This window comes from Flavobacterium sp. (assembly GCF_046153165.1).
Lineage (GTDB): Bacteria > Bacteroidota > Bacteroidia > Flavobacteriales > Flavobacteriaceae > Flavobacterium.
Genome location: NZ_JBJXEN010000051.1, coordinates 42,000 through 62,489, shown reverse-complemented (window position 1 = coordinate 62,489; position 20,490 = coordinate 42,000). Strand labels below are relative to the sequence as shown.

The following is a 20,490-nucleotide window of genomic DNA, read 5'->3' as shown; positions in this document are numbered from 1 at the left end:
AGCACTTTTTTCGTTTTAATAATACAAAATTAACTTTGTATCTTTGTGGTCTTACAACTTTGAACCTTATACAAATTGATTTCAAAAGCCACCATAGACACTGTTTACGAAACTGCTCGAGTAGAGGAAGTTATAGGCGACTTTGTGCAACTAAAACGAGCAGGAAGCAATTATAAGGGATTGTCTCCATTTTCGGATGAGCGTTCGCCATCTTTTATGGTGTCGCCAGTAAAGCAAATCTGGAAAGATTTTAGCTCAGGAAAAGGCGGAAATGCAATAGCATTTATTATGGAACACGAACATTTTTCGTATCCAGAAGCTATTAGATATTTGGCGAAAAAATACAATATAGAAATAGAAGAAACTGAGCAATCGCAAGAAGAAAAAGAGCAAGCAGGAGAAAAAGAAAGCATGTATCTGGTTTCAGAATTCGCTGCAAAGTTTTTTCAAAATACTATGATGAATACTGATGAAGGTAAATCAGTAGGACTTTCGTACTTCAAAGAAAGAGGATTTACAAACGATACCATCAAAAAATTCGGACTAGGTTATTCGCCCGAAGCATGGGACGCATTTACAAAAGAAGGATTAGGACAGGGTTACAAGTTAGATTATTTAGATAAAGTTGGATTAACCATTCTCCGAGAAGATGGTAAGCATTTCGATCGTTTCAAAGGGCGTGTAATGTTTCCAATACAAAGTATGTCTGGTCGAGTTTTGGGTTTTGGAGGACGTATTTTGACTAATGATAAAAAAGCTGCAAAATATCTAAACTCACCCGAGAGTGAAATATATCACAAAAGTAAAGTTTTATACGGAATTTATCACGCAAAACAGGCTATTGCAAAACAAGATAATTGCTTTTTGTGCGAAGGTTATACTGATGTAATTCAGATGCACCAATCCGGAATAGAAAATGTAGTTTCATCTTCCGGAACGGCTCTTACGCCAGATCAAATCCGATTAATAAATCGACTAACAAAAAACATTACAGTACTTTTTGATGGTGATGCTGCAGGACTTCGCGCATCTATTCGTGGAATCGATTTAATCCTTGAAGAAGGTATGAATGTTAAGGTTTGTACGTTTCCAGAAGGAGATGATCCTGATAGTTTTGCTAGAAAAACACCACTCGACGAGCTTTTATTGTATTTTGAAAACAATGCGATGGATTTTATCCAATTCAAAGCGTCGTTATTAATGAAAGATGCCAAGAATGATCCTATCAAGAAAGCAGAACTTATTCGTGATATGGTAAATAGTATTTCTAAAATTCCAGATCGAATAAAAAGAGAAATATATATTCAGGAATGTTCTCGAATTATGGATATTTCTGAAGAAGTTTTGTTTAACACATTAGCACAACTGGTTCAAAAAGACATTTCGGAAGTAGGTAAAAAACAAAAGCAAGATCAAAAAAATCAAGTTTTTGAAGTTCATAAAAATGAAAATATTGCCGTCAATGCAAAAGTTGATGTATTGTATGAATTGGAACTTAAAATCATCGAAATTCTTTTACTATACGGAAATGTAGAAGAAGATTTTGAAGATTTTGTTTTTAAAGCAAATGAAGAAGGAGAGTTATTAGAGATAAAAGAAATAAACAAATACAAAGTTTTTCAACGTATTTATTTAAGTCTTCAAGAAGATGAGGTCGAGTTGGGTACACCAATATTTAGAGATATATACAACGACTTAATCTCATATTTTAATGAAAATGAGAAGTTCGAAATAGAACAATATCTTATGAGGCTCTCACCAGAATTAGCACAGGAAGTGACTACAATTCTTATGGATGATGAAAAAGTTGCCTTGCATAATTGGGAAGCCAAACAAATTTATGTAAAACAAAAAGACAAAACAATAAGTCAATATGTATCGGAAACGATACTTACTTTGCGTTGGTTTTTAGTTAATAAAATTATTGAAGAGATAAAATCAAATTTATCTAAAGAAATAGACTCAGATAATTCTGAAAATTTATCTATGGCTATGGATTATTCTAAATTAGTAAATAATTTTTCAAACAAATTAGGACGCGTTATGTCACGCTACAGTTAAACAATATCTAGAGTCTTTGCTTTATTAACTAAGTCAACAAGATTTGTAACATTTAATTTTGCTAAAAGTCTTAATTTGTAAGTGCTTATCGTTTTCTCATTAAGATTTAAAGCTTCGGCAATTTCTTTGTTTTTCTTTCCATTGCTCAAATAACGTAAAACTTCAATTTCGCGAGAAGATAATTTTCTATATAATCTTTCAGATTTTGCTTGCTTAGAAATTAAGGCTATATTTCTTTTTACAGCATCACTAAAAACAACTGTACCTCGATTTACTTTTATAATTGTAGAAGTTAAAACATCTAATTTTTCTGTTTTTTGTACAAAAGCAAAAACACCAGCTTTTATAGCATTTGGCGCATAAATATGTTCGCTTAAGTTAGAAAACAAAATGATTTTTATCTTTGGAAAATCTTTTATTAAATCCTTAATTAGATTTATGCTATGAAGTCCTTCAAGTTCTAAATCTAAAAGTAAAACATCAATTTCCTTTCGTTTTAGCATTTCAGAAACCATTTCAAAATTATCAACAATTCCTACTAGGGAAACATCAGGATGTTCCTTGTAGTACGCTCTTATGCCATAATGTACAACTGGATGATTGTCTGCAAGACCTATTTTTACCATGACTTTAAGTTTAAAATAGTTAAACTAAACGAATGAATAGTAAAGATACATAATATTTTATAATCAATTGGCAATCAAGTAATAAATTACTTATAAATTTCAGGAATTAAACAAACAGGAATTGGGTTCATTTTGTGCTGATTGATTGTGTTTAATCGTTTGTAAATTTCAAAAACCACTTTTTCACGACCTGTAAAATCATCAGCAGATTTTTCGTTTTCCAACATAGCCATTGCCCACTCTAATTCGGTATAACTAGCTCCAATTTGGTCTTCGTCGCTTCGGTCATCTCCAAATAATCCATCTGTTGGGGCTGCTTTTTGTATAGATTCAGGAACTTCAAGATAAGTAGCAAGTGCACGAACATCACTTTTCATCAAATCGGCAATAGGACTTAAATCTACGCCGCCATCTCCATATTTTGTAAAAAAACCAACCCCAAAATCTTCTACTTTATTACCCGTTCCAGCAACTAATAATCCATGAATTCCAGCCAAATAATACAAACTCGTCATACGCAATCTCGCTCTAGTATTAGCCAACGATAAATTTAATTTTAGTTCGTCTTTAGATATTGGTGCCACAGATTTAAAAGTATCAAAAACTGGTGTTAAATCAATTCTAGTTTCATCTACATTTTTATAACGATTTTTTAGAAGCGCAATATGTTCATGAGCTCTGTTTACATGACTTTGTGCTTGGTGTATAGGCATTTCAACACATAAAACTTTTAGTCCTGTTTGTGCGCACAAAGTAGATGTTAATGCCGAATCGATTCCGCCCGAAATCCCTATTACAAAACCATTTACTTTCGCATTTTGAGCATAGGTTTTAAGCCAATTTACAATATGTTCGTTAACTTTTTCACAATTTATGGTACTATTTTTTTGCATGGTTACTTTTGTTTTAAAAACGAATGTATATTTGCAAAAATAATAATTAGGAGCTATTCCAGCTATACGTTTCAATCTTTTATTTTTTAAAGAAAAAAATAAAAGGATTTCCACTTTTATCTGGGCTAAAAAATCATGTTTATGAAAAAATATTTAATACTCGTTCTATTCCTATTTACCATTGTTTCATGTTCTAAAAAGAGCAAAATTCAAGAAGCAGCAGAAGAAATACCAGTAAGTATAAAAGTTGATCGCTATGATAAAGCTTTTTTTGAAACACCTCCAAACGAATTACCCAAATTAAAAGCACAATACCCAGAATTTTTTCCACCAACAATATCGGATTCGGTTTTGATCGATAAAATGAAAAACCCACTTTGGAGAGAATTGTATGCTGAGGTAGAAAAACGTTATGGTAATTTCGATAAAGAAACAGCCGAAATAGAGGATTTATTTCGTTATATTAAATACTATTATCCAAAAACACAAATTCCAAAAGTATATACTGTAATTCAGGAAATGGATACAGATTATAAAGTGATTTATACTGAAAAAGCATTGATCATTTCGTTAGAATTGTATTTAGGTAAAAATCATAAATTTTATGAATACCCAAACTATTTGAAGCAAACTTTCGAGCCTTCACAAATATTACCAGATATTGTAGAGAGTTTTTCTAGAACAAAAGTGAAGCCTCCGGTTCAAAAAGATTTGTTATCATTAATGATATATTCAGGAAAACAGTTGTATTTAAATGATGTTTTGTTGCCAGAATACTCAGATGAAGATAATATTTGTTACACGCCAGAACAGCTTAAATATTGTAAAGATAACGAATCTAATATGTGGAGATTCTTCGTCGAAGAAAAACTATTGTATGATACAGATTCTAAATTATCGCAACGTTTTATAAGTCCAGCGCCATTTTCTAAATTCGGATTAACGTCAGACAATGAAACACCAGGAAGAATAGGAGCTTGGTTTGGTTTGCAAATAGTACGTTCATTTATGGAGAATAATGATATCCCAATGCAACAAATGATGCTTATGGATGCTAAAGATATTTTTCAAAAATCTAAATACAAACCAAAAAAATAAGCACTTTTTATTAGAAACATAAAACTCAAAAAAAATGACTTCTGAAATAAAATTCAATATACAACTAGACGAAAATCGCGTTCCTGAAAAACTACATTGGTCAGCGCAAGATGGCGGTGTCGAAACCGAAGAAACAAAAGCAATTATGCTTTCTGTTTGGGATAACAAAGCACAAGAAACGATGCGTATCGATTTATGGACAAAAGATATGCCTGTCGATGAGATGAAAATATTTTTTCATCAAACATTAGTTGCAATGGCGGATACTTTTCACCGTGCTACGGGCGACGAAAAAATGACCGATACTATGAAAGATTTTTGTGAATATTTTGCAGAAAAGTTGGAGTTGAAAAAGTAAATAAAAAAGGTTAGCCATCACAGCTAACCTTTTTTATTTAAATTATACAGAATTTATTTTTTAAAATCCATTATCTTTAAAAATCTCCTGATTTACTTCATCTATATAGCTTAAAAGAGCCTCTTTTCCGGTATGCTCCGTTGCAGAAGTTACAAAGTGATGTGGCATTTCTTCCCAATTATTTTTTAGAAGTGCTGTTCTGTAAGCGGCGACGTGTTGGGCAACTTTTCCTTTACTAATCTTGTCTGCTTTTGTAAAAACAATACAAAATGGCATTTCGATTTCACCGAGATAAGTAATAAACTCTAAATCTATTTTTTGTGCCTCATGGCGAATGTCAATAAGTACAAAGGCGCAAACTAGCTGTTCTCTTTTTTCGAAATAATCGGTAATAAATTGCTGAAATACTTCTTTTGTTTTCTTAGAAACCTTAGCATAACCATAACCTGGTAAATCTACAAGAAACCAGTTGTTATTTATCTTAAAATGATTTATTAATTGTGTTTTTCCTGGTCTGCCAGAAGTTTTAGCCAAACTTTTGTGATTGGTCAACATATTTATTAACGATGATTTCCCAACGTTAGATCGTCCAATAAAAGCGTATTCTGGTAAGCGTTCTTGCGGACACAAACTCACAATTGAATTGCTTATGATAAATTCGGCGGTATTAATTTTCATTTAATATATTTTACGCTAAAATAGCAGTATGATTTTTTTAATGCTAAGCCGGTTTTTTAATGCTCAGCTTTTGTAGTAAGCCATTCGTCAAGTAAACGATTAAATTCGTCTGGATGTTCCATCATCGCTGCATGGCCACATTTCTCAATCCAATATAAGGTCGAATTGGGTAATAATTTATGAAATTCTTCAGCAACATCTGGTGGTGTTACTTTGTCGTTTCTACCCCAAATAATTCCTATAGGAACGTGCATTTTTGGTAAATCTTTTGCCATATTGTGACGAATGGCACTTTTAGCAATAGTTAATGTTTTTATTAGTTTGATTCGGTCGTTTGCCACAGCATAAACTTCATCCACAATTTCTTTGGTTGCAACTTTTGGATCATAAAACACATCTTCGGCTTTCTTTTGAATGTAATCATAATCACCTCTTCTTGGATAACTATCGCCCATAGCACTTTCGTAAAGACCAGAACTTCCTGTAATTACAAGTCCAGAAACGCGTTCCGGGTACATTTTTGTAAAGTACAAAGCAATGTGTCCACCTAATGAATTTCCAACAAGAATTACTCTGTCAAAACCTTTATAGGTGATAAAATCTTTAACATATTTAGAGAAAGCTTTTACGTTAGTTTTTAATATGTTTTGTGTATATAATGGCAATTGAGGGATAACAACTTTATAACCTTTCGCAGGAAAATAATTGGCAACACCATCAAAATTACTTAAGCCACCCATTAATCCGTGTAAAATAATAATGGGAGTTCCTTCCCCAGCTTCAAAATATTCGTACCTGCCTTCTTTTTTTAAGTTATTCACCTTGTAATCGTTTTGTCTTTAGATAGGTGCAAATATAGGACTAAAATACGAAATATAAATCTTGTCTTTTTTTATAACATCATTTTTTTGTTAATAAGTCGTAAATATTGATTCTTCCCGATTTTGCAATTGTTTAATGTCAAAAAAGTTAAAACTTATCAACAAAGTGGTATTTTGTGGTAAAAGGTGGTAAATAATTATTTATATTTGCTAACTATCATATAAAATCATAACTACTTGAATACCATTGTTGGAACATATGAATGTAAGGTCGATTCTAAAGGGAGGCTCATGATGCCTAACCCTTTGAAGAAGCAGCTGAACACGTCTTTGCAAGAAGGCTTTGTTTTGAAGCGTTCGGTTTTTCAGCAATGTTTGGAATTGTATCCTATGCAAGAGTGGAATGTGATGATGCAAAAAATTAATAAACTGAATCGTTTCGTAAAGAAAAACAATGATTTTATTCGTCGTTTTACAGCAGGTGTTCGTGTAATTGAAATTGATGCAACTGGGCGATTGCTAATCCCGAAAGGTTTAGCGGTTTTTGCTTCAGTTTCAAAAGATATTGTATTGTCATCGGCAGTAAATATTATTGAAATCTGGGATAAGGATTTATATGAAAAAGCAATTGATGATTCGGTTGGAGATTTTGCAGATTTGGCAGAAGAGGTAATGGGTAACGTAAATGACGATGACAATGGAATATCATAATCCAGTTTTGCTAAAAGAAACGGTCGATGGTTTAAATATTAAGCCAGACGGAGTGTATGTAGATGTAACTTTTGGTGGTGGCGGACATTCGAAAGAAATTTTATCAAGACTTGGTCCTGAAGGAAAATTATTTGGTTTCGATCAAGATGAAGATGCTTGGGAAAATGCTTTGCCAGACGAAAGGTTTACATTGATACAAGAAAATTTTAGATATATAAAAAGATTCTTACGCTTTAATGGAATTAAAAAAGTAGATGGAATCCTTGCGGACTTAGGAGTTTCTTCTCATCAGTTTGATGTTCCTGAAAGAGGCTTTTCTACTCGTTTTGATGCCGAGTTAGATATGAGAATGAGTAAGAAAAATGATTTAACAGCTTTTAAAATTGTTAATGAATATGACGAAACAAACCTGCGACGTATTTTTTCTGATTATGGTGAGTTAGGTAATGCTTTGGCAATTGCAAAAGTGATTATTGAAGCTCGTGAAAATGAGGAAATTAGAAATACCGAACAGTTAAAAAATATTTTAGCTAGATTTTTACCTAATAACAAGGCGCATAAAATTTTGGCTCAAATATATCAATCTATCCGTATTGAGGTAAATCAAGAAATGGACGTTTTAAAAGAATTTTTAGAACAATCATTAGAGATTTTAGGAGAAGGAGGAAGGTTAAGTGTTATTTCCTATCATTCACTAGAAGATAGATTAGTAAAAAGGTTTATGAAAAACGGATTGTTTGAAGGCGAACCTGAAAAAGATTTCTTCGGACGATTTGAAGTTCCTTTCAAGTTGATAGGGAAGCTAATCATTCCGTCAAACGAAGAAATTAAAATAAACAATCGGGCTCGAAGTGCAAAATTAAGAATAGCAGAGAAGAAATAATAGATTAAGATAAATTAATGAAAGGCAAGATTTATAATATATTAAAAGCAAGATTTCTTGTCAATGAAGATGCTACAAAAAATTGGCGTTTCATTGTATTTCTGCTTTTGTTGGCTATAATAATGATTGCAAACACGCATAGTTACGAAAAAAAAATTTTCAAAATTGCCGATTTAACAAATGATGTAAAAGAATTGCGTTCGGAGTTTGTAGACAGGCGTTCAGAATTAATGAAAATAAAAATGGAATCGACTGTGGCTGAAGAAATGGTAGATAAAGGGATTTTACCTTCATCAGTACCACCAAAAAAAATAAAAGTAATAAAAGAGAAAACAGCTTGGTATAAATTATGGCAATAGAAGATAGAAATATTTTAAAACGTATCTACGTAATTGCTTTAGTTGTTATAATTATGGTAACAGCAATAGGCGTAAAGCTCACTAATATACAGTGGGTTGAAGGCGACTATTATCGAAAATTAGCCAAAGAACGTTCTGTCAAAAACTTTATAATTCCTGCTAATCGTGGTAATGTATATTCTTCCGATGGAAGTTTGCTTGCAACCTCAATTCCAAAATATACAATTCGTTTTGATGCTTTAGCGCCAAGTAAAGAGAATTTTGATACTTATATTAAAGATTTATCGGATTCACTTTCGGTTTTATTAAAAAAATCTGCTAGTAGTTATTTGAATGATTTCAGAAAGGCTAGAGCTAATAAAAATAGGTATTTTCTTTTAGCTAAAGATTTGAGTTATACACAATATGCTGCGGTTAAAAACTTTCCGTTGTTTAATCTTGGTCCCAATAAAGGAGGTATGATTACAGAGCAGAGAACGGTGCGCGAGCATCCTATTGGGAAAATTGCAGCAAGAACAATTGGTTATGAGCGTTATGATGATAGTGGTAAATTGTTGCCAGTAGGAATAGAAGGTGCATATGGGAAATACCTAAATGGTAAAGACGGAAAAGTTTTAAAACAAAAAATTGCACAAGGTCAATGGAAACCTATTCGTGATAATAATGAAGTAGAACCACAAGATGGTTATGACATTGTTTCTACAATAGATGTTTATATACAGGATATTGCACATCACGCTTTGCTAAAGCAATTAATGGAATATGATGCTGATCACGGCTGTGTTGTCGTAATGGAAACTAAAACAGGAGCTGTAAAAGCTATTTCTAATTTAGGAAAAGACAAGGACGGATCATATTATGAAACCATAAATTATGCTGTTGGAGAATCCCATGAGCCAGGTTCTACATTCAAATTAGTTGACTTAATTGCTCTTATCGATGACAATAAAATTGATACTAGCAAAGTATATGATAGTAACGGTGGCGAAATCACATATCGTGGTCGCAAAGTTAGAGACTCACATGAAGGTGGTTACGGAAAAGTATCATTAGCTAGAGGATTCGAAGTGTCTTCTAACACGATTATGGTACAGGCGGTTTATGAAAATTATAAAAATAATCCAAAACAATTTACAGACAGGATTGTAAATTTAGGTTTAAACAAACCACTCGGATTGCCTTTCAAAGGGGAAGGGATTCCGGTTATTCCGCAACCATCAGATAAAAATTGGAGTGCGATTTCACTTCCGTGGATGGCATTCGGGTACGGAGTTTCTGTAACGCCATTACAAACATTAACCTTATATAATGCCATTGCTAATAATGGTGAAATGGTTAAACCAATTTTTGTTCAAGAAGTTAAGGAATGGAATAAAATCATCAAAAAGTTCGACAAACAAGTCATTAATCCAAAAATATGCTCTGATGAAACTTTAAAAAAAGTAAAAGCAGTTTTGGCTAATGTTGTAAAGAAGGGAACAGGATCTAAACTCTATTCTAAAGATTTTTCAATGGCTGGGAAAACAGGAACTGCGCAAGCCAATTATGGAACTAATGGTGGAAATGATAAACATTATATTTCATCTTTTGTTGGTTATTTTCCAGCAGAAAATCCTAAATATTCTTGTATTGTGGTGGTTCACAAGCCTAATACTTCTATGAATAATTATTACGGAGCGGATGTTGCTGGACCAGTTTTCAAGCGTATTGCGCAAAAAGTTTTTACCGATGTGCCATCAACTAATGTAGTAAAAAACCTAAAAAAGAATAATCCGGCTCAGGACAAAAATTATTTGACTTACAATGATAAGGTAAATAAAAAACCGACATCAATACCTAATTTACATGGTATGTCTGGAATGGATGCAGTAGCACTACTCGAAAATTTAGGAATGAAAGTAAAAGCTATTGGTGTTGGAAAAGTAAAAAAACAATCAATACAAGCAGGCCAGCCAATATTAAAAAATAACACAATAATTTTAGAATTGTCATAAAAATGGTTTTAAAAGAAATTTTATACAAAGTCGCTCTCGAAGTTGTTCACGGTTCAACCGATGTTGCTGTGCATAATATTCATTTTGATTCTCGAAAAATAGAATCTAATGATGTTTTTGTAGCAATTCGTGGTTCAGTTTCAAATGGACATGAGTTTATAGACAAAGCTATTTCTCTCGGAGCTTCTGTGATTATTTGCGATACATTACCAACAGATTTATTGCCACAAATTACTTATGTAAAAGTAAAAGACACGAATGCAGCTTTGGCATATCTAGCAACAAATTTTTATGATAATCCATCACAAAAATTACAATTAGTTGGTGTAACAGGAACAAACGGTAAAACAACGATTGCCTCATTATTATATCAATTATTCAAAAAAGCAGGTTTCAAAGTTGGATTGCTTTCTACTGTAAAAATCTTAGTTGATGAAATAGAATATAAAGCAACTCATACCACGCCAGATTCATTAACAATTAATTATTATCTAGATAAAATGGTTGAAGCTGGTTGTGAATATTGCTTTATGGAGGTAAGTTCACACGGAATTCATCAAAAACGTACCGAAGGTTTACAATTCGTAGGAGGTGTTTTTACAAATCTATCTCATGATCATTTAGATTATCATCCAACATTTGCGGAGTATCGAGATGTGAAGAAATCATTTTTCGATAATTTACCTAAAAATGCATTTGCGCTGTCTAATATAGATGATAAAAATGGAGCCGTAATGATGCAAAATACTAAGGCAAGAAAATTGTCTTATGCATTAAAAACGTATGCTGATTACAAAGCAATTATTATTGAAAATCAGTTAAGCGGTTTGCTGTTAAAAATAAATGAGCAAGAAGTTTGGGTTCGTTTGATAGGAACTTTTAATGCATATAATTTATTGGCAATTTATGGAGTAGCCATCGAATTAGGTATCGAAAAGTTAGAAGTTTTAAGGCTCTTATCAGAATTAGAAAGCGTTTCAGGCCGTTTTCAGTTTATTGTATCAAAACAAAATATCACTGCAATTGTTGATTATGCACATACTCCTGATGCTTTAGAAAATGTGCTGAGTACAATAAATGACATTCGTACTCGCAACGAACAACTTATAACAATTGTAGGCTGCGGAGGTGATCGTGACAAAACCAAGCGTCCAATAATGGCAAATATCGCTTCCGAAATGAGTGATAAAGCTATTTTAACATCAGACAATCCAAGAACAGAAAATCCTGAAACTATTATTGCCGAAATGGAAACTGGAATTACTCCTGTTAATTATAAAAAATACATGTCTATTACAGATAGAAAACAAGCAATAAAAACTGCTTGTCAGTTAGCACAACCTAACGATATTATTCTCATTGCAGGAAAAGGACATGAAACATATCAAGAAATAAATGGCGTTCGTCATGATTTTGATGATATGCAAATTGTAAAAGAAATTTTAGAACAACTAAATAAATAAAGATATGTTATACTATTTATTTCAATATTTAGACAAATATTTTGATTTTCCAGGCGCTGGAGTTTTTCAATATATCACATTTAGATCAGCATTAGCGATTATCATGTCATTGCTTATTTCGACTATTTTCGGAAAAAGAGTCATTAGTTATTTAAGCCGTTTGCAAGTAGGGGAAACAGTAAGAGAATTGGGTCTTGAAGGACAAACTCAAAAAGCTGGAACACCAACAATGGGAGGATTAATTATTATATTTTCAACTTTGCTTCCTGTTCTTTTATTGGCAAAATTGAATAATATTTATATCATACTTCTAATTGTAACCACACTTTGGATGGGAGCTATTGGATTTCTTGATGATTATATCAAAATTTTCAAAAAAGATAAAGCGGGATTGAAGGGAATTTTTAAAGTAATAGGTCAAGTTGGGTTAGGAATTATTGTAGGAGCAACTTTATATTTTCATCCAGATGTAACCATTCGTAAGGATCTCGCTAAAAATAAAATTGAAATTAATTCTACTCAAAATATAGTAAATACAGTCTCGTTAGACGAAAAATCGACAGCAACAACCATTCCGTTTTTTAAAAATAATGAATTCGATTATGCCGAATTATTGGCTTGGACAGGCGATGGTTATGAGAATTATGCGTGGCTAATTTTTATACCAATGGTTATTTTCATCATTACAGCAGTTTCAAACGGAGCCAATCTTACCGATGGAATCGATGGTTTGGCGGCCGGAACTTCCGCAATTTCAGTGATTGCTTTGGGGGTTTTCACATTTGTTTCAGGAAATATTATATTCTCTAATTATCTAAATATTATGTTTATCCCAAATTCGGGAGAAATGACGGTTTTTATTGCCGCATTCGTAGGAGCATTAGTTGGATTTTTATGGTACAATAGTTATCCAGCTGCAGTTTTTATGGGAGATACAGGGAGTTTAACCATTGGAGGAATCATAGCTGTTTTAGCTATTGCAGTTCGAAAAGAAATGCTAATTCCAGTTATTTGCGGAATTTTTCTAGCTGAGAATTTATCAGTGGTTTTACAGGTCGCTTATTTTAAATATACTAAAAAACGTTTTGGCGAAGGGCGAAGAATCTTTCTTATGTCACCTTTACATCATCATTATCAAAAGAAAGGATACCACGAGAGCAAAATTGTAACTCGTTTTTGGATTGTCGGAATTTTATTGGCGATAGTGTCAATAGTAACTTTAAAATTACGATAATATGAGATTAGTAATTCTTGGTGGAGGAGAAAGCGGTGTCGGAACGGCAATTCTTGGTAAAAAGAAAGGATATGATGTATTTGTTTCTGATTTTGGAAAAATAAAAAACAATTACAAGGAAGTCTTAATTCTTAATAAAATTAAGTTTGAAGATGAACAGCATACAGAAGATTTAATTCTCAATGCCGATGTAGTGATGAAGAGTCCTGGAATCCCTGACAAATCGCCCATTATTAAGAAGTTGAAAGAAAAAAATATTCCAGTTATTTCTGAAATTGAGTTTACAGCACAGTTTACTAATGCAACAACAATAGGAATCACGGGAAGTAATGGTAAAACAACAACAACAATGTTGGTGTACCATTTGTTAAAACAAGGCGGTCTAAATGTTGGTTTGGCAGGAAATATAGGCAAAAGTTTTGCTTGGCAAGTTTCCGAAGATAATTATGATGTTTATGTTTTAGAACTAAGTAGTTTTCAGCTTGACGGAATAAAAAATTACAAACCACATATTGCTATAATCACAAATATTAGTCCAGATCATTTAGATAGATATGATTATAAATATGAAAAATATATAGAATCGAAATTCAGAATTACAATGAATCAAACGGAAGAAGATTATTTGATTTATGATGCCGATGATGAAGCTATAAATAACTGGCTAAAAAACAACAAAGTAAGAGCGAAATTGGTTCCATTTTCATTAACAAAACAATTTGAATTTGGCGCTTATGAAGCAGAAAATAATATAAATATAAATATCAATAACGACCCATTTGTTATGCAGACATCTCAATTATCACTAGAAGGAAAACACAACGTAAAGAACGCTTTGGCAGCTACCTCTGTAGCACAATTATTAAAAATCAGAAAAGCTACTATACGTGAGAGTCTAGCTGATTTTCAGGGTGTAGAGCACCGTTTAGAGAAAGTGCTTAAAATTCAAAATGTGCAATATATCAATGATTCTAAGGCAACAAATGTAAATGCTACTTTTTATGCTTTAGATAGTATGACTTCGCCAACAATTTGGATTGTAGGTGGTGTAGATAAAGGGAATGATTATTCAGAATTGATAGAGTTAGTAAATAAAAATGTAAAATCTATTATTTGTCTAGGTGTCGATAACAAGAAAATAATTGATGCATTTGGTGATATTGTTGATGAATTAATCGAAGTAACTTCAATGACTGATGCTGTTCGTCAAGCATACAAAATGGCAGAAAAAGGTGATACTGTTTTACTATCGCCAGCTTGTGCCAGTTTCGATTTATTCGAAAATTATGAAGATAGAGGAAGACAATTTAAACAAGCGGTACAAAATTTGTAACAAGGTTTTTCGAATAACCAAATTAAAGCATAACCGCATAAAAATAAAATATGAAAACGCTATTACATAACTTAAAAGGAGATAAAGTCATCTGGTCATTCGTGGCACTTTTGGCATTGTTTTCATTTATACCTGTATATAGCGCAAGTAGTAATTTAGCCTATTTGCATCATGGTACAGGAAATACATTCGTGTATTTACTTAAACATTTAATACATTTAATAATGGGTTTTGTTATTATGTATCAAGTGCAAAAAGTACCTTATCATTATTTTAGAAGTCTATCGAGATTATTATTGCCTTTTGCATGGTTGTTGTTAGTTTATACACTGTTTAAAGGAACAATGATTGAAGGAGCTAATGCCAGCCGATGGATACAAGTTCCGTTTTTAGGAATTACCTTTCAGCCATCAGCTTTTGCATCAATGTCATTGTTAATATTTGTTGCCAGATATTTATCTAAAACAGCAGTCGAAGACATGACTTTTCAGAAGTCTTTGTTAGAGTTATGGGCGCCAGTTTTCTTTACATTGATGCTAATTTTACCAGCTAATTTCTCGACAGCAGCTTTAATATTTTCAATGGTTTTAATGCTAACTTTTATTGGAAAATATCCAATAAAAAATATTGGAATTATTATTGGATTTGGAATCTTATCATTTGCATTTTTTATATTAGTTGTCAAAGCTTTTCCCAATGCTTTTCCTAATCGTGTAGACACTTGGATGAGTCGTATAGAGAATTTCACATCAGACAAACCTGGAGAAGATGATTATCAAATCGAAAAAGCAAAAACAGCTATTGCAACTGGAGGTGTTTACGGATTAGGTCCAGGAAAAAGTATTCAGAAAAACTTTTTACCACAATCCTCTTCCGATTTTATTTTTGCTATCATTATCGAAGAATTTGGTCTTTTAGGAGGATTCGCTATCATGTTTTTATACATTATGTTATTCATTCGATTTATAATTGCATCATATAAAGCACCAACATTATTTGGTAAATTATTAGTTGCAGGTCTTGGTTTTCCTATAATTTTTCAAGCTTTTATAAATATGGGTGTCGCAGTCGAATTGTTGCCAACCACTGGGCAAACATTGCCACTTATAAGTAGTGGAGGAACATCGATCTGGATGACTTGTGCAGCGCTTGGAATTATAATAAATGTGACCAAAAAAGAAGAAGAAATTACAGAAGAAAATATCGAAAAACAACAAAGGGAGGAAGCTTTGCAAAAACTAATAGACAAACAATTAGTCGAAGATTCTCAAGAAGAGAATTATTCTATTGAAGATAACACGAATAATCCAATGAATGCAGTTTTGAATAAATAAGTTAAATAATGAAAACAAATCTAAAATTCATATTAAGTGGTGGTGGAACAGGAGGTCATATCTATCCTGCAATAGCAATTGCGAATGAGTTAAAATCTCGTTTTCCTGATTGTAAAATTCTTTTTGTAGGAGCGCAAGACAAAATGGAAATGCAAAAAGTACCGCAAGCGGGTTATGATATAAAAGGATTATGGATTGCAGGAATACAAAGAAAACTCACCTTGCAAAACGCTATGTTTCCATTTAAATTGTTGTCAAGTTTGGTCAAGTCATTTGCAATCGTAAAGCAATTTAAACCTGATGTTGTAATAGGAACAGGAGGTTTTGCAAGTGGAGCAGTACTTAAAGTAGCTTCTATGTTGGGAATAGCAACAGTGATTCAGGAGCAAAATTCTTATCCTGGAATTACTAATAAATTATTAAGCAAAAAGGCAAATAGGATTTGTGTCGCGTATGAGAATTTAGAACGATTTTTCCCAAAAGAGAACATGATTCTTACAGGAAATCCTGTTCGCCAAGATTTAATTTCGGTTGATAGTAAAAGAAATGAAGCGATTGATTATTTTAAATTAGATACAAATAAAAAAACAATATTAATACTTGGTGGAAGCCTTGGAGCAAGAAGAATTAACCAGTTAATTGCAAAAGAAATCGATTGGTTATTGTCACTAAATATTCAAATTATTTGGCAATGTGGCAAATTGTATTTTGATGAATACAAACATTTTTCAGACAAAGAAAATGTGCAGGTTTTATCATTTATAGATAGAATGGATTTGGTTTATGCTGCAGCAGATGTAGTAATTTCTCGTTCAGGAGCATCATCGGTATCAGAATTAGCAATTGTAGGGAAGCCAGTAATTTTTATTCCATCACCTAATGTTTCTGAAGATCATCAAACCAAGAATGCACAAGCGATTGTTGATAAGCATGGAGCAATTTTACTAAAAGAAGCAGAATTAGATTCTGAATTTAAAATCATTTTCGAAGCGTTGTTAAAAGACAAAGGGAAACAAGAAGATTTGAGTAAAAATATAAAGCAGTTGGCTTTGCCAAATGCAACAAAAGATATAGTTGACGAAATTATAAAATTAGTCGAAAGCCAAAATTCTTAAGGTCAAACGACTTTACGACTTGCAACTTTATGACCATTAAGACTAAAATAAAAAATGAATTTAAACCAAATAAATAACGTCTATTTCATCGGAATCGGAGGCATCGGAATGAGTGCGCTTGCTCGCTATTTCAAATTTATTGGTAAAAACGTATCTGGTTATGACAAAACTCCATCAACCTTAACGGCAGAGTTAATAGAAAGTGGTATTGCCATTCATTTTGAAGATAGTATCGATTTGATTCCAAAAGACTATTTTGTAGAAAATACCTTAGTAATCATAACTCCAGCCGTACCTACACATCATTCGGAATGGAATTATTTTCTAGAAAGAAATTATCATGTAAAAAAACGTGCCGAAGTTTTAGGAATAATTACTAAAGACACTTTTTGTTTAGCAGTTGCTGGAACTCACGGTAAAACAACGACTTCAAGTATTTTAGGACATATTTTATTCGAAAGCGGTGCAGATGTTACGGCATTTATTGGAGGAATTGTAGAAAATTACAATTCAAATCTTATAGGTTCTGGAAAAACTGTAACAGTAGTCGAAGCTGATGAGTTTGATCGTTCGTTCTTGCATTTGCATCCAAATATTGCCTGTGTAACATCGATGGATGCAGATCATTTAGATATTTATGGAGATGATGCTGCAATAAAAGCTTCTTTTAAGGAGTTTGCGGATAAAGTAGAAGATAAAGACAATCTTTTTGTGATAAATGGTTTGCCTTTAGAAGGGATAACTGTTGGTGTAAACGATGATTCTAAATTCGTAGCCCACAATATAAGAATTGAAAATGGTTGGTATGTTTTTGATGTAAAAACACCAACTGAAAATATAAAAGATTTGAAATTCGGATTACCTGGAAAACATAATCTTACAAACGCGTTGCTTGCTTTGGCAATGGCTCGAACTTTCGGAACCCCAACCGAATCTATTGCTAAAGCATTAGCAACATTCAAAGGAGTTAAACGTCGTTTTTCTTTCCAAATCAGAAAGCCAGAGTTCGTTTATATAGATGATTATGCACATCATCCAACAGAAATAAATGCTGTGCATCAAGCTGTTCGGGAGTTGTATTCTAATCAAAAAGTTTTAGCTGTTTTTCAGCCACATTTGTTTAGTAGAACCAAAGATTTTGCCGATGATTTTGCTAAAAGTTTATCGCAATTTGATGAAATTTTGTTGCTAGATATTTATCCAGCGAGAGAATTACCAATGGAGGGAATTACTTCAGAATGGTTGTTAGGTAAAATTGAAAATAAAAATAAAAAATTAGTACAAAAAACAGAATTAATTTCGTTATTAAAAAAATCAGATGCATCAGTAATCGTTACTATTGGAGCGGGAGATATTGGAGAAATGATTTCAAATATTAAAAAAGAATTAGATGCGAAATAATTTAATTTTAAATATTCAATTAATTGCTATTCTTGCTTTGGTGGTTTTTTTGTATTCATTTACTTCAAAAAGAAATGAACACAGAAAAATTTCGAAACCAACAATCGAATTTTTAAATTCAGAAAGCCCGTTTGTAACCCATGAAATGGTTAATAACTTGTTGATAGATAATTTTGGGGGTACTTTCAGTATCCAAAAAGATAGGGTAAATTTGAAAAATATTGAGCAAACCATCAATAAACACGACTTAATCGAAAAGTCTGAGGTCTTTTTGAGTGTCGATGGAAAGCTAAAAGCTGTTATAAAACAAAAGACCCCAATCGCTAGAGTTTTTAACGGGAATACTTCCTTTTATATTGATTATAAAGGAGGTAAGATGCCTCTTTCGAGTAATTTTACGGCAAGAGTTCCGCTTGTTTATGGCGATTTTAACAATCGTTATAGCAAGAATTTTGTTGAGCTATTACAAGAAATTTATAACGATGATTTTTTGAAAAAAAACATTATCGGAATGAAAATTTCGTCCGATGGTAGCATTGTAATGAAAAATAGAGATTATAATTACGATATAGTTTTCGGAAGAACCATTTATATGGAAAGAAAATTTAATAATTATAAAGCATTTTTTCAAAAAGCAGTACAAGATACTTTGATAAATTCTTATAAGAAGATTAATCTGAAGTTTACAAAACAAGTAGTTTGTACTAAATAATTATGAGTATGGAAAGAGAGAATATAGCAGTAGGACTGGATATAGGTACAACAAAGATTGTAGCTATGATAGGCAAGAAAAATGAGTACGGAAAGCTAGAAATTTTAGGTGTTGGAAAATCTAAAAGTCTCGGTGTGGCTCGCGGTGTCGTAAATAACATCACACAAACCATACAATCTATACAAGAAGCTATCAGTTTAGCAGACGCAGATTCTGGTTATAAAATAAAAGATGTTGTAGTAGGAATAGCAGGTCAACATATTCGTAGTATTCAGCATAGCGATTATATTTCAAGAAGTAATCCAGAAGAAGTAATTAGTGAACACGATATTGATGTTTTAATTAATCAGGTTCAAAAACTGGCGATGTTGCCTGGTGAGGAAATTATTCATGTATTGCCACAAGAATTTAAAATTGACGGACAATCTGAAATAAAAGAGCCTATTGGAATGTACGGCGGAAGACTAGAAAGTAGTTTTCATGTAGTTGTTGGGCAAGCATCGTCTATCAGAAATGTAGGTCGCTGTATAAAAAGTTCAGGTTTAGATTTATCTGGATTAACATTAGAACCGTTAGCCTCGGCAGATGCTGTTTTAAGTCAAGAAGAAAAAGAAGCAGGTGTAGCTTTAATTGATATAGGTGGAGGAACAACAGATTTAGCTATTTTCAAAGACGGAATTATTCGCCACACAGCAGTAGTGCCTTTTGGAGGAAATGTAATAACTGAGGATATTAAAGAAGGTTGTTCTATTATTGAAAAACAAGCTGAATTATTAAAAACAAAATTTGGTTCTGCCTGGCCTGGAGAAAATAAAGACAACGAAATTGTTTCAATTCCGGGATTAAGAGGTAGGGACCCAAAAGAAATATCATTAAAAAACTTGTCAAAAATAATCCATGCACGTGTTGTAGAAATTATTGAACAAGTGTACGCTGAGATTAAAATATATGGACATGAGGATCCACGCAAAAAATTAATTGCAGGAATTGTATTAACTGGTGGCGGTTCACAATTGAATCATATCAAACAACTGGTAGAATATATTACAGGGATGGATACTCGAATAGGATATCCAAACGAGCATTTAGCAGGAAATTCTAGCGAAGAGATATCAAGTCCCTTGTATGCAACTGCCGTTGGATTGGTTATGAACAGTATTCGTAATAATACGATAAGTGCTGTGCCACAGGATAATTTCATTCCTGAGCCAGTTCTGATACAGAAACCAACTATTGCAGAACAAGTTGAAATACAACAAGAAGCTGAGAAAGTTTTTGAAGAAACAAAAGCAGATTCAAAATCGACTGAAAAAATGATTCGTAAATCATTTTTCGACAAGTATATAGATAAAATTAAAGATTTTTTAGATAATGCCGAGTAATCGAAATTGTCAATATAATATAAAGCATAAATAA

19 protein-coding genes are annotated in these 20,490 nt (G+C 32.4%); 15 read left to right on the top strand and 4 right to left on the bottom strand.

Annotated features, from left to right (window positions below; translation table 11 throughout):
• Positions 1–75 precede the first annotated feature (75 nt).
• Positions 76–2,061, top strand: a complete 1,986-nt coding sequence (gene dnaG, locus ACKVOV_RS06355; protein WP_409205921.1) for a DNA primase — start codon at positions 76–78, stop codon at positions 2,059–2,061.
• Here the strand turns inward: dnaG and ACKVOV_RS06350 are convergent.
• Positions 2,058–2,687 (bottom strand): LuxR C-terminal-related transcriptional regulator, encoded by a 630-nt coding sequence (locus tag ACKVOV_RS06350; RefSeq protein ID WP_409205920.1) that lies wholly within the window; start codon positions 2,685–2,687, stop codon positions 2,058–2,060. The two genes, dnaG and ACKVOV_RS06350, sit on opposite strands and share 4 nt — an antisense overlap.
• 86 nt (positions 2,688–2,773) lie before the next feature.
• The gene (gene nadE, locus ACKVOV_RS06345) at positions 2,774–3,580 is read right to left on the bottom strand and encodes an NAD(+) synthase (RefSeq protein ID WP_409205931.1); all 807 of its coding nucleotides are present in this window, start codon (positions 3,578–3,580) and stop codon (positions 2,774–2,776) included.
• Between the two features lie 141 nt (positions 3,581–3,721).
• Between nadE and gldB the strand changes: the two genes are divergently transcribed.
• The gene (gldB, locus tag ACKVOV_RS06340) at positions 3,722–4,678 is read left to right on the top strand and encodes a gliding motility lipoprotein GldB (protein ID WP_409205919.1); all 957 of its coding nucleotides are present in this window, start codon (positions 3,722–3,724) and stop codon (positions 4,676–4,678) included.
• 34 nt (positions 4,679–4,712) lie between these two features.
• The gene (gene gldC, locus ACKVOV_RS06335) at positions 4,713–5,036 is read left to right on the top strand and encodes a gliding motility protein GldC (RefSeq protein ID WP_409205918.1); all 324 of its coding nucleotides are present in this window, start codon (positions 4,713–4,715) and stop codon (positions 5,034–5,036) included.
• A gap of 60 nt (positions 5,037–5,096) precedes the next feature.
• Here the strand turns inward: gldC and yihA are convergent, their stop codons facing one another.
• Both yihA and ACKVOV_RS06325 read right to left on the bottom strand, forming a co-directional pair.
• Positions 5,097–5,714 carry a ribosome biogenesis GTP-binding protein YihA/YsxC gene (yihA, locus tag ACKVOV_RS06330; RefSeq protein WP_409205917.1) on the bottom strand — a complete coding sequence of 206 codons (618 nt, stop codon included), beginning with the start codon at positions 5,712–5,714 and terminating at the stop codon, positions 5,097–5,099.
• 56 nt (positions 5,715–5,770) lie between these two features.
• Positions 5,771–6,535 carry an alpha/beta fold hydrolase gene (locus ACKVOV_RS06325; RefSeq protein WP_409205916.1) on the bottom strand — a complete coding sequence of 255 codons (765 nt, stop codon included), beginning with the start codon at positions 6,533–6,535 and terminating at the stop codon, positions 5,771–5,773.
• A gap of 237 nt (positions 6,536–6,772) precedes the next feature.
• On the opposite strand from ACKVOV_RS06325, the gene mraZ reads away from it, so the two are divergent.
• Genes mraZ through ftsA form a run of 12 tightly spaced genes read left to right on the top strand, consistent with a single transcriptional unit; the run spans position 6,773 to position 20,456 of the window.
• Positions 6,773–7,246: a division/cell wall cluster transcriptional repressor MraZ gene (mraZ, locus tag ACKVOV_RS06320; RefSeq protein WP_409205915.1), complete on the top strand. Its 474-nt coding sequence runs from the start codon at positions 6,773–6,775 to the stop codon at positions 7,244–7,246.
• Positions 7,221–8,129, top strand: a complete 909-nt coding sequence (gene rsmH, locus ACKVOV_RS06315) for a 16S rRNA (cytosine(1402)-N(4))-methyltransferase RsmH (RefSeq protein WP_409205914.1) — start codon at positions 7,221–7,223, stop codon at positions 8,127–8,129. Before mraZ ends, rsmH begins: the two co-directional genes overlap by 26 nt.
• Positions 8,130–8,146: 17 nt before the next feature.
• Positions 8,147–8,488, top strand: coding sequence for an FtsL-like putative cell division protein (locus ACKVOV_RS06310; RefSeq protein ID WP_409205913.1), 342 nt, complete (start codon positions 8,147–8,149; stop codon positions 8,486–8,488).
• Positions 8,479–10,482 carry a penicillin-binding protein gene (locus ACKVOV_RS06305; protein ID WP_409205912.1) on the top strand — a complete coding sequence of 668 codons (2,004 nt, stop codon included), beginning with the start codon at positions 8,479–8,481 and terminating at the stop codon, positions 10,480–10,482. The genes ACKVOV_RS06310 and ACKVOV_RS06305 overlap by 10 nt, the downstream gene beginning before the upstream one ends.
• A 2-nt stretch (positions 10,483–10,484) precedes the next feature.
• Positions 10,485–11,945 (top strand): UDP-N-acetylmuramoyl-L-alanyl-D-glutamate--2,6-diaminopimelate ligase, encoded by a 1,461-nt coding sequence (locus ACKVOV_RS06300; RefSeq protein ID WP_409205911.1) that lies wholly within the window; start codon positions 10,485–10,487, stop codon positions 11,943–11,945.
• A gap of 4 nt (positions 11,946–11,949) precedes the next feature.
• Entirely contained in the window at positions 11,950–13,179 is a 1,230-nt protein-coding gene (gene mraY / locus ACKVOV_RS06295) for a phospho-N-acetylmuramoyl-pentapeptide-transferase (RefSeq protein ID WP_409205910.1), read from the top strand.
• A 1-nt stretch (position 13,180) separates the two neighbouring features.
• On the top strand, positions 13,181–14,512 hold the full coding sequence (murD, locus tag ACKVOV_RS06290; RefSeq protein ID WP_409205909.1) for a UDP-N-acetylmuramoyl-L-alanine--D-glutamate ligase: 1,332 nt from the start codon (positions 13,181–13,183) through the stop codon (positions 14,510–14,512).
• A gap of 50 nt (positions 14,513–14,562) precedes the next feature.
• Complete coding sequence (locus ACKVOV_RS06285) at positions 14,563–15,846, top strand: FtsW/RodA/SpoVE family cell cycle protein (protein ID WP_409205908.1); 1,284 nt, start codon at positions 14,563–14,565, stop codon at positions 15,844–15,846.
• A gap of 8 nt (positions 15,847–15,854) precedes the next feature.
• Positions 15,855–16,961, top strand: coding sequence for an undecaprenyldiphospho-muramoylpentapeptide beta-N-acetylglucosaminyltransferase (murG, locus tag ACKVOV_RS06280; RefSeq protein ID WP_409205907.1), 1,107 nt, complete (start codon positions 15,855–15,857; stop codon positions 16,959–16,961).
• Positions 16,962–17,015: 54 nt separating this feature from the next.
• The gene (murC, locus tag ACKVOV_RS06275; protein ID WP_409205906.1) at positions 17,016–18,362 is read left to right on the top strand and encodes a UDP-N-acetylmuramate--L-alanine ligase; all 1,347 of its coding nucleotides are present in this window, start codon (positions 17,016–17,018) and stop codon (positions 18,360–18,362) included.
• Complete coding sequence (locus ACKVOV_RS06270; RefSeq protein ID WP_409205905.1) at positions 18,352–19,074, top strand: cell division protein FtsQ/DivIB; 723 nt, start codon at positions 18,352–18,354, stop codon at positions 19,072–19,074. The genes murC and ACKVOV_RS06270 overlap by 11 nt, the downstream gene beginning before the upstream one ends.
• Before the next feature lie 8 nt (positions 19,075–19,082).
• The gene (gene ftsA, locus ACKVOV_RS06265) at positions 19,083–20,456 is read left to right on the top strand and encodes a cell division protein FtsA (RefSeq protein WP_409205904.1); all 1,374 of its coding nucleotides are present in this window, start codon (positions 19,083–19,085) and stop codon (positions 20,454–20,456) included.
• The last annotated feature ends 34 nt before the right edge of the window (positions 20,457–20,490 follow it).